Source organism: Tychonema sp. LEGE 06208, from assembly GCF_015207505.1.
Taxonomy (GTDB): Bacteria; Cyanobacteriota; Cyanobacteriia; order Cyanobacteriales; family Microcoleaceae; genus Microcoleus.
Genome location: NZ_JADEWT010000083.1, coordinates 19,483 through 27,629 on the forward strand (window position 1 = coordinate 19,483; position 8,147 = coordinate 27,629).

7 protein-coding genes are annotated in these 8,147 nt (G+C 48.6%); 2 read left to right on the forward strand and 5 right to left on the reverse strand.

Translation table 11 applies throughout. The annotated features are described in order from the left end of the window. Positions 1-292: 292 nt before the first annotated feature. The gene (locus tag IQ263_RS19975; protein WP_194069612.1) at positions 293-2,674 is read right to left on the reverse strand and encodes a ribonuclease R family protein; all 2,382 of its coding nucleotides are present in this window, start codon (positions 2,672-2,674) and stop codon (positions 293-295) included. 189 nt (positions 2,675-2,863) lie between these two features. Here IQ263_RS19975 and IQ263_RS29460 point away from each other — a divergent pair, with 189 nt between their 5' ends. After that, complete coding sequence (locus IQ263_RS29460) at positions 2,864-2,989, forward strand: hypothetical protein (RefSeq protein ID WP_255515911.1); 126 nt, start codon at positions 2,864-2,866, stop codon at positions 2,987-2,989. 222 nt (positions 2,990-3,211) lie between these two features. Here IQ263_RS29460 and IQ263_RS19980 read toward each other — a convergent pair whose 3' ends face one another. Continuing rightward, positions 3,212-3,358, reverse strand: coding sequence for a hypothetical protein (locus IQ263_RS19980; protein ID WP_194069614.1), 147 nt, complete (start codon positions 3,356-3,358; stop codon positions 3,212-3,214). A 181-nt stretch (positions 3,359-3,539) separates the two neighbouring features. Here IQ263_RS19980 and IQ263_RS19985 point away from each other — a divergent pair, with 181 nt between their 5' ends. Further along, a complete protein-coding gene (locus tag IQ263_RS19985; protein WP_194069616.1) occupies positions 3,540-4,508 on the forward strand; it encodes a hypothetical protein in 969 nt (322 codons plus the stop codon). A 298-nt stretch (positions 4,509-4,806) separates the two neighbouring features. Here the strand turns inward: IQ263_RS19985 and clpP are convergent, their stop codons facing one another. From clpP to IQ263_RS20000, 3 genes are all read right to left on the reverse strand, one after another. Further along, on the reverse strand, positions 4,807-5,415 hold the full coding sequence (gene clpP / locus IQ263_RS19990) for an ATP-dependent Clp endopeptidase proteolytic subunit ClpP (RefSeq protein WP_194069618.1): 609 nt from the start codon (positions 5,413-5,415) through the stop codon (positions 4,807-4,809). A gap of 332 nt (positions 5,416-5,747) precedes the next feature. Then, positions 5,748-6,758, reverse strand: coding sequence for a poly(ADP-ribose) glycohydrolase (locus tag IQ263_RS19995; RefSeq protein ID WP_194069620.1), 1,011 nt, complete (start codon positions 6,756-6,758; stop codon positions 5,748-5,750). Between the two features lie 134 nt (positions 6,759-6,892). Next, on the reverse strand, positions 6,893-8,026 hold the full coding sequence (locus IQ263_RS20000; RefSeq protein WP_194069622.1) for an acyltransferase family protein: 1,134 nt from the start codon (positions 8,024-8,026) through the stop codon (positions 6,893-6,895). Positions 8,027-8,147: the final 121 nt, after the last annotated feature.

Here is an 8,147-nt window from a genome sequence, read left to right on the forward strand (position 1 = left end):
GAAGAAGTTTGTAGGGACACGGCACTGCCGTGTCCTGATTCGTAGTGAATTGACCGGACTTTAGAGACTTGGGGAAACAAGAATAAGAAAGTCAGAAGTAATTGGCAAAAAAGAAATTAGAAAATCATCAGTAATTACTTTTTTATTATGACTAGCAAAAAAGTAATTTTCTTACCTTCTTCCTTCTTCCTTCTTCCTTATTTCTTCTTCCTTCTTCCGACGGACTTACATCCGTTACATCCGTTAAATCCGCTACAAAAGAAGCGGACGTACTTCCTTCTTCCTTCTTCTTCTATTCCTCATCATCAAAAGCTTGACTACCGCCGCCAACAGCAACTAAATCAATTTGCTGGCGGTAGTAGTCAACGCTTTTGACTTGAACTTCTACCCGATCGCCCAAACGGTATTGATTGCGGTTTTTGCGACCAACTAGAGTTTGCTGGCGCGATCGATATTCATACCAATCATCCTTCAGCGAAGAAACGTGTACCAATCCTTCCACTCGCAACAGTTCGCTCTCCGGCGGCCGCACCTCAATTTCCACAAAGAAACCGTAAGACTGCACCCCTGTAATCAAACCCTGGAAAGTTTGACCGGTGCGCTCTTTCATCAATCCGGTTTTCTTCAATCCCTGCAAATCGCTTTCGGCATCTTCCGCAACCCTTTCGCGTTCCGTCAGATGTACCACCGCCGCTGCAAACTCTGTCTCAAATTCGTGGTGCAAATCTGGGGGGAGAACGTTCCAAGTAATTTGACCGTGACAGGAGGAATGGTGCAGGTTGACTTTTTCCTTAGCCCGAGTTGTGCGGCTGCTGCGGCCTTGCTCGAACACCGCTTGCAACACCCGCAGCACCAGCAAATCGGCGTAGCGGGAAAGCGGGGAAGTACAGCGCGTGTAACCGTCTTGCAGCGCTAAACCGAAGTGTGGCTTGGGAGTTGTGCTGTAAACAGCCGGCTTCATGGTGTCTTCCAGCAGGTAGGTGAGAACTCTTTCGGACTTGAGGTCGGCAAATTGCTGGGTAAATCGCTGGAAGTCCAAGGGCAGAACTTCTTCTTCGTTTTCGAGATACAGTTCGCCTCCGAGGTTGTTGGAGAGTTTGATGAACTCTTGAATGTCCGCAGGGTCTGGCATCGGCTGGACGCGATAGATTGCTGGGACTCCCAAGGCTTGCAGGTGGGTGGCGACAGCTTGGTTGGCGAGTACGACCAATTCGGAGACCGCCGACTGGGCGGGGGTAGCCGTTGTAAAAGCTCCTAATTCGCCTTCGTCGTCGAAGTGAGAGTTAGCATCCGGCAAATTTAGTTCAAAAGCTCCCCGCTGGAGTCTCGTCTGTCTAACAGCCTGTGAGGCAGCCCTGATTTGATCTAGGAAAGGACGGAGGGCGGAGGATAAAGGGTGATCTTCGGCATCGGAGTCTGGTTCGATAATTGCTTGAGCTTGTTCGTAGCTGAGCTGGTAGTCAATGTGAATGACGCTGGTTTGAATCTCGTATTCTGTGAGTTCTCCCGATGCGTCTAGGGTCAGCAGTATGCTGAAGGCCAGCCGTTCGGTGTCTGGTTGCAGCGAGCATCGATCGTTGAGGATTTGTGGCTGTACGGGGATGATTTTTTCTCCGAGATGGGCGCTGGTGCCTCGTTTGCGGGCTTCGCGGTCTAGGGGGGTTTCTGGCTGCACGTACTCGGCTGCGTCGGCGATGTGGATTGCTACTTGCCAGCCGCCGGATTTGAGGGTTTCGATCGACAGTGCGCGTTCTATGGGCGGATCGCACAAAAATGAGGTCGGGTCGAATTCGTTTTCGAGCTCGTTTTCGGCTGTTCCCTCGGAGAAATTTTCCTCTGGAACTTGAGGGGCTTCGTTTTGGGTGTTGGTTTCTCCCTCTTCGTTTTTGCTAAAGGTGACTGTCAGGCTGTTCCGCAAATCTAACCGTTTTTTGATGTCGGTTTTTTTGAGTTTGCTGGGCAAGTTTTCGGCTGCTTTGATGACGGCGGCGGGGAAGGAGCGCGGCAAGTCGTGTTTGCAGCATACGATGTCGAGGTCGTCTGCTGCTTCGGCGTCGGAACCGAGTACCTGTACTACTTTGCCGACTGGCCGATGGGTGCCGAGGGGGTAGCGTTTGACTTCGACGTGTACTAAATGGTCGATCGCCTCTTGCAGGTTTGTGCCGTTGGCGAGCAAGTCTAGTTCAAACAACAGGCGATCGTCCAGGGGAATTGCTCTGTAGCTGACGCGGCCGGTGGGGGTGGCGGTTTGCTTGACTCGCGCCAGTACCGAGGGGTTGGCGCGTTCGAGGATCAGCATGACTTCGCCTTCGGGCGATCGGCGGCGGCTGCCTTCTTTGATGATTTTGACTAATACTCGATCGCCATTCCAAGCTGTCGAGAGGTGACTTTCTCGCACGTAAACGTCTTCTGAGCCTTCGGCATCTTGAATTGCGAAACAAAATCCTTTGCTCGAACAGCGGAGTTTTGCTTCTACTACGTCGTCTTCAGCTACTCGGCGGTAGCGGCCTTTGTCTTTGACTAATATGCCAATTTTCTCTAGAGCTTCTAATGCGATTTGAAGTTTGAGTTGACTGGTGGCGTCGTTGCAATCGAGTTTTTTCTCTAATGCTTTGGGAGCCACTAATTTGTCTTCTGTAAAATTTGCCAGCAGTGCAGCGATAGAAAATTCCATGTAGCGATCGATCCTCTTGTTTCCAGCAATTAGTCTAAATTTTGGCGAAATCAGCCGCACCCTTTCTTACCCTCGCTGTGCCTGCTTCCCAACAAATGCGCGGGTTAGTAGGTGGAGATGCCAGCACAGTCGGTGCTACCTGCAGCCAGGGATTTTTTCAGATTTTTTCCCGACACCGGCAGTCGCTAATTGTCTGCTGTTTGTCTGCAACTGACCGATGGCGGTGCAGACAAAGGCCCCGCACCCTATTCCCCAATACAAGTTTTTAGCGTTGGTTCCTTGGCTTTTGGCTGGCAGCGCCGAGTTCTTCGCTAATAAGTAGAAAGCCCCTGTCGGTTCTTAAAAGATGACTCGATGCTGAAAGCGACGGGTTGAGTCGGGGATGGGGAGATGGATTTGGAGAGGAGAAAATTTGCATTTGGGCCTCCTGCATTTTTCCGTCTGCCTTGTTCCTGCTTTCTTCTTGCTTTTGAAGTGCCTTTTGCCTTTTGCTAAAGCCAAAGATTTTACTGGCGATCGGGCAAAATTGCTAGTTGCTTACCGCAAGAAATGCCCTGTTTTTTGCAAGCGCTCTGTCCTTGCGGACAGAGGTACAACCAGCGGGTCTGGAGCAATCTGTGCTGTAGAAAGTGCAAGGTACACAAAACCGGAGACTTTACTACTTTTGCTTAGTTGCTGTTTCATACCCGCTGCTTGCTAGCTTAAACGGCAGGATGTGGGATAGGGTTTAGTCGGGTGAAAGGTTGCGCTGATGATTCACCTTTTATTTATTGTATGTTGAATAGGTGCTTTCAGAAAATTGTTTTCTGTGGGTTGTACTAAACTGAAGTCATCAGCCCCCTTCTGGTTTCGGGGTCAAAAAATTATGTTTGCTCAATTTCGCGCCCTTTATCCCACTGGACAGTTAATCTGTGAGTTGCTGACTATTCATCACGGTAAGTTTGTGGTTCGCTGTCTGGTTCAGGTTGACGGTAAAACTCTCGCTACGGGTATGTCGGCTGCTGAGTCTGTTGAGGGTGCTGAAGACCGCGCCCGATCGCGGGCGATCGCCGTCCTCGGATTTTCCGAACCCGCTGCTGCTGTTGTTGCCGTTTCGCCTGCGCCCGTGCCACCTCCGCCGACCCTTGGTGCGGAGGCGGAGGTGCCGGTGCCAGTGCCGCCTCCGCCGACCGTTGCTGCTGCGCCTGGGCCGGCCCTTGCTCCTCTTCCTGTTTTAGAAATGCCTGTTGCCGAAAAAGTTGAATTACCACATCAAAGCAATTTTGTCAATACTGAATCTAAATTAAATGCAGAGCCGATCGCACCTGTAGCGGAACCGGAACCGCCTGCGGTCGATCGAGTTCCGGCGGCTGGATTTGTACCGAAGCAAATAGACTCGGATGCTTGGCTTTCTTCCAGCTACGGGGAACCAATGGAGGAACTGTCGGTAGCGCCGGCCCAAATCAGCGAACTGTCGCAGGGTGCTGCTGAAATTAGGGAATTGCAACCGATCGCGGTGGGAATTCCCAGTGATGCGATCGAGGACGATTCTGATACGATCGCCAACATAGACGGCATCCTCAAACGCCAGGGATGGAATAAAAAAACGGAAATGGACTGTCTCCAACAACTTTATGACAAGTCGTCGCAGAGAGAGCTTTCTAGCGAAGAGTTGGCAGATTTCCTAGAATATCTGGAAATTTACAGCAGAACCACTGACGAAATCAAGCGGTTAAGCTGGACTGCCAGCCAAGGAAAAGATTATCTCAAACAAGCTTATGAGAAAGCAGCGCGGCATTTATTAAACCCAGAACAACTGCTCGATTTCTTGCAATATCTCGAATCTTTAGCCTAGGAATTCGGAAACTAAACAAGGCGCTGGAGGCTATTAGATTAAAGAAACCGGGTTTTTTACAGATATTAAGGTTGAGAACCAAAGATTTGGGTAAAAAACCCGGTTTCGACGCACCCGTTTATCCAGGATTAAAGAAACCGGGTTTTTTACAGATATTAAGGTTGAGAACCAAAGATTTGGGTAAAAAACCCGGTTTCGACGCACCCGTTTATCCAGGATTAAAAAGGTACTTTTGAACGTTAAAAATTAAAAATCAAAAATGCAGAATATTTCCCATTTTTAATTTTTAATTTTTAATTTACGCCACAGCAGCGATCGGGCGGCTGGCCGAAGGACGGCGATCGATCACTTGATCCACCAAACCGTAATCCTTAGCTTCATCGGCGGACATGAAGAAATCCCGTTCCGTATCTTCTTCAATGCGCGAAAGCGGCTGACCGGTATGATCTGCCAAAAATTGATTCAGGCGCTGTTTGTGGTACAAAATCTCTTTTGCCTGAATTTCAATATCCGTTGCTTGTCCTTGAGCTCCACCGAGAGGTTGGTGGATCATGATCCGGGAGTGAGGCAAACTCATCCGCTTGCCTTTAGCGCCGGCACTCAACAGAAAAGCCCCCATGCTGGCGGCCAAACCGAGACAAATGGTGCAAATGTCCGGGCGGATGTGGTTCATTGTGTCAAAAATGCCCATACCTGCTGTTACCGAACCCCCTGGGGAGTTGATATAGAGGTAAATGTCTTTCTCTGGATCTTCTGCGTCTAAAAATAGCAATTGGGCAACGATCAAGTTGGCTAAGTCGGAGTCAACCTGTTGGCCCAAGAAGATGATGCGATCGCGCAGGAGTCGCGAGTAAATGTCAAAGGCGCGTTCGCCGCGACCGGATTGTTCTATAACTGTTGGGATCATTGACGCCAGCCTGCCTATTACGTATCTTTTTTTTATTTTAGCGATTTGGGTTCATTTATAGTGAGCGGTTGAGAGGGGGGCGATTGAGAAATCGGCAAAATCCTTGAGCTGGGCGGGGTTGAGGCCAGATCTAGTCCCTAGTGGAAACTTGAACGGGTGGGATTTCCTCACTCTCAGGAAAAACTGTAGCTGCGTATTGCAAAGAAAAGGTTGTTATAGCCTTTCCGGTTACGCCGGAATGATGTTGACTGTTGACTGTTGACTCGAATTTATTATTCCGATGAATAGAGGATTTGATATTACTCCAGGTATAACTTGGCTCGAATATCCTTTTAGTTTCCATCGCTAAATCCCCACTGGAATTCCATCGCATGAATCTTTTCTACCAAATCTGAAACTTTCACCGGTGAATCATCAGGTACTAAATCGCGATCGAGTATTTGTTGAGCAGTTGCCAAATCCTGACTTCCCGTAGCATCGCTGGTATGAAAGACTAGACAATTCACTTGACTGAGACGAGCAGACAACAGTTGCAAAAGAGCCATCAAGACACGATTGCCACCGTAAGCTCCGCATCCCCAGAAGCCTGTATGAATAATCAAAGTTGGTGTTTGAGCCGACTCTAACTGTGACTCAATTCGTGCTGCACAAAATCCAGTGAATGCTGTTTTAAGAATGTATTCAATTTGTGCAATGCTATAAGAACCCTCGCCATAGGAAGGAGCTTCTATCGCAATGATGTTTGTGATTGTAGGCGGGTTTAGAGGTTTTGTCGCTTGGGCGATCGCATCTGATGTCGCTCGTCCAAAGTTATTGCCGTAAAGACCAAAAGGTCGCCCCTGTTCTGAATTGCGATCGGTAGCGATCGCACACCTCCGTTCCACCCCACGAATCAGGATCGGGGTGGGTTGTTGACTCTCCACTGTTAATGGCTTAATGTTGGAATCTAGTAAAGCTTCTCGCAGTGAACTGAGTGCTGGATGTTCAGCTACCTGCATTTCGTCTTGGGCAAATAGCGAACCACCATAAGCACAAAAAAGATCGTAATGAGCGAAATTGAGATACCACTCCATCTCAGTGCTATCTTGGGATGGCTCGTACCCAAAGTATGCCTTTCGCTCAGAAATATCTGTCTGATGTTCCAGAGGAGAAAGATATTCTGGAAAAGGCATTGCGTACCATCGGGAAAATGCTAATTGACCCCGATGAGTGCATCCAGGCGGACAACAAATATCATAAACTATCTGCTTGTTAGGGTCGTAAAATTTGGGTGGGTGAGAATTCATCAAAGCCTGCGTATCAAATGTCTGCCGACAGATCAAGCTATCTAAAAACTCGTTCATGGATCTCTCCCTTACAACATTGAAACATTTTTTTCCAACGTTAACCGCCAAAGTCTGTTGATGTCAAGCCCTACTAGCTCTTAGAACCTTGACTTTTTAAAGAAGTAGGGGTTTTAGGTATTCTGTTTTTTTACTCAAATTTTGATCGCCCAACCTCGGCGGTACATTCCATACAAAATCAACCACCAACACAATACCGCTGTCACGGCAAATGCTAGAGAACCATTCAGTGGCCCCGCCCACGGCACAAACCAGTTTTCGTAAATCCAAGTGTAGGTACTTGGAGGATTTTCACCGCTACCGATATGAGTTTTTAATAGAAGTCTGGCGACAATTCCAGAGGCGACAAACAGGAAAATAGCATTCACTCCCATGATTTCAAACGGCCGCCCCCATTTCCAATTCCGCACTTCTATTGTTTCGTAGCAAGCTGCTAGCAATAGCAACGCCCAACCTGCGGTAAAAACCACATAGGAACTCGTCCACAGTTGTTTGTTAATCGGAAATAAAAATCCCCACAAATGGCCTATTATCACGCAACTGAGGCCGCAGATTGCTAAGTTGATACTGGTGCGGGTTTTAATTGGCTGCACGCGCAACCATTCCCCTGTAAAATAGCCGATGAGGACTGTGACAACTGCGGGTAATGTGCTCAACAATCCTTCAGGATCGAAGGGGCCGCCTTTGTACAGGTGTTGGCTGCCGAGAATTAGCCGATCGACATATCCCCCTAAATTTCCTTCTGGCGTGAGTTCGCCGGCACTGTACCCCCCTACAGCGCCTGCGGTTAGTGCAGCCCAATAGCCCAAAAGCACGGCAACCGCGAGCAGTTTTTGATGGCGGGGGGAAAGGTTGAGAATGGCGATCGCACTGATGAAATACGCTAAGCCGATGCGCTGCAATACTCCCATGATGCGGATTTTACCGAAGTTTTCCACCGGGGCGCTGTTGAGAAGTACGTCAAGGGCGATCGAAGATGTATTTAGCAGTAATCCTAATATAAATAAAATCGCCGCGCGGCGCGCAATTCGCCAATAGATATTTGTTTCTATTTTTGTAGTAGTTTCAGTATATTTTGACAGCGAGAAAGACATCGCGCAGCCCACGATGAACAGGAAAAACGGAAATACCAAGTCTGTGGGCGTGCAGCCGTGCCATTCTGCGTGTTCTAGCGGCGGATACACCTGTTTCCAACTGCCGGGGTTGTTGACTAAAATCATCGAGGCGATCGCAATTCCGCGAAAAACATCAAGGGATTTTAAGCGCATAAATTAAGTTATTTGTTCACTGTTGACTGTTCACGGTTCACTGTTGACTGTTGACTGTTGACTGTTGACTGTTGACTGTTGACTGTTCACAATCTTAGCTGATGCCCAATGCCCAATGCCC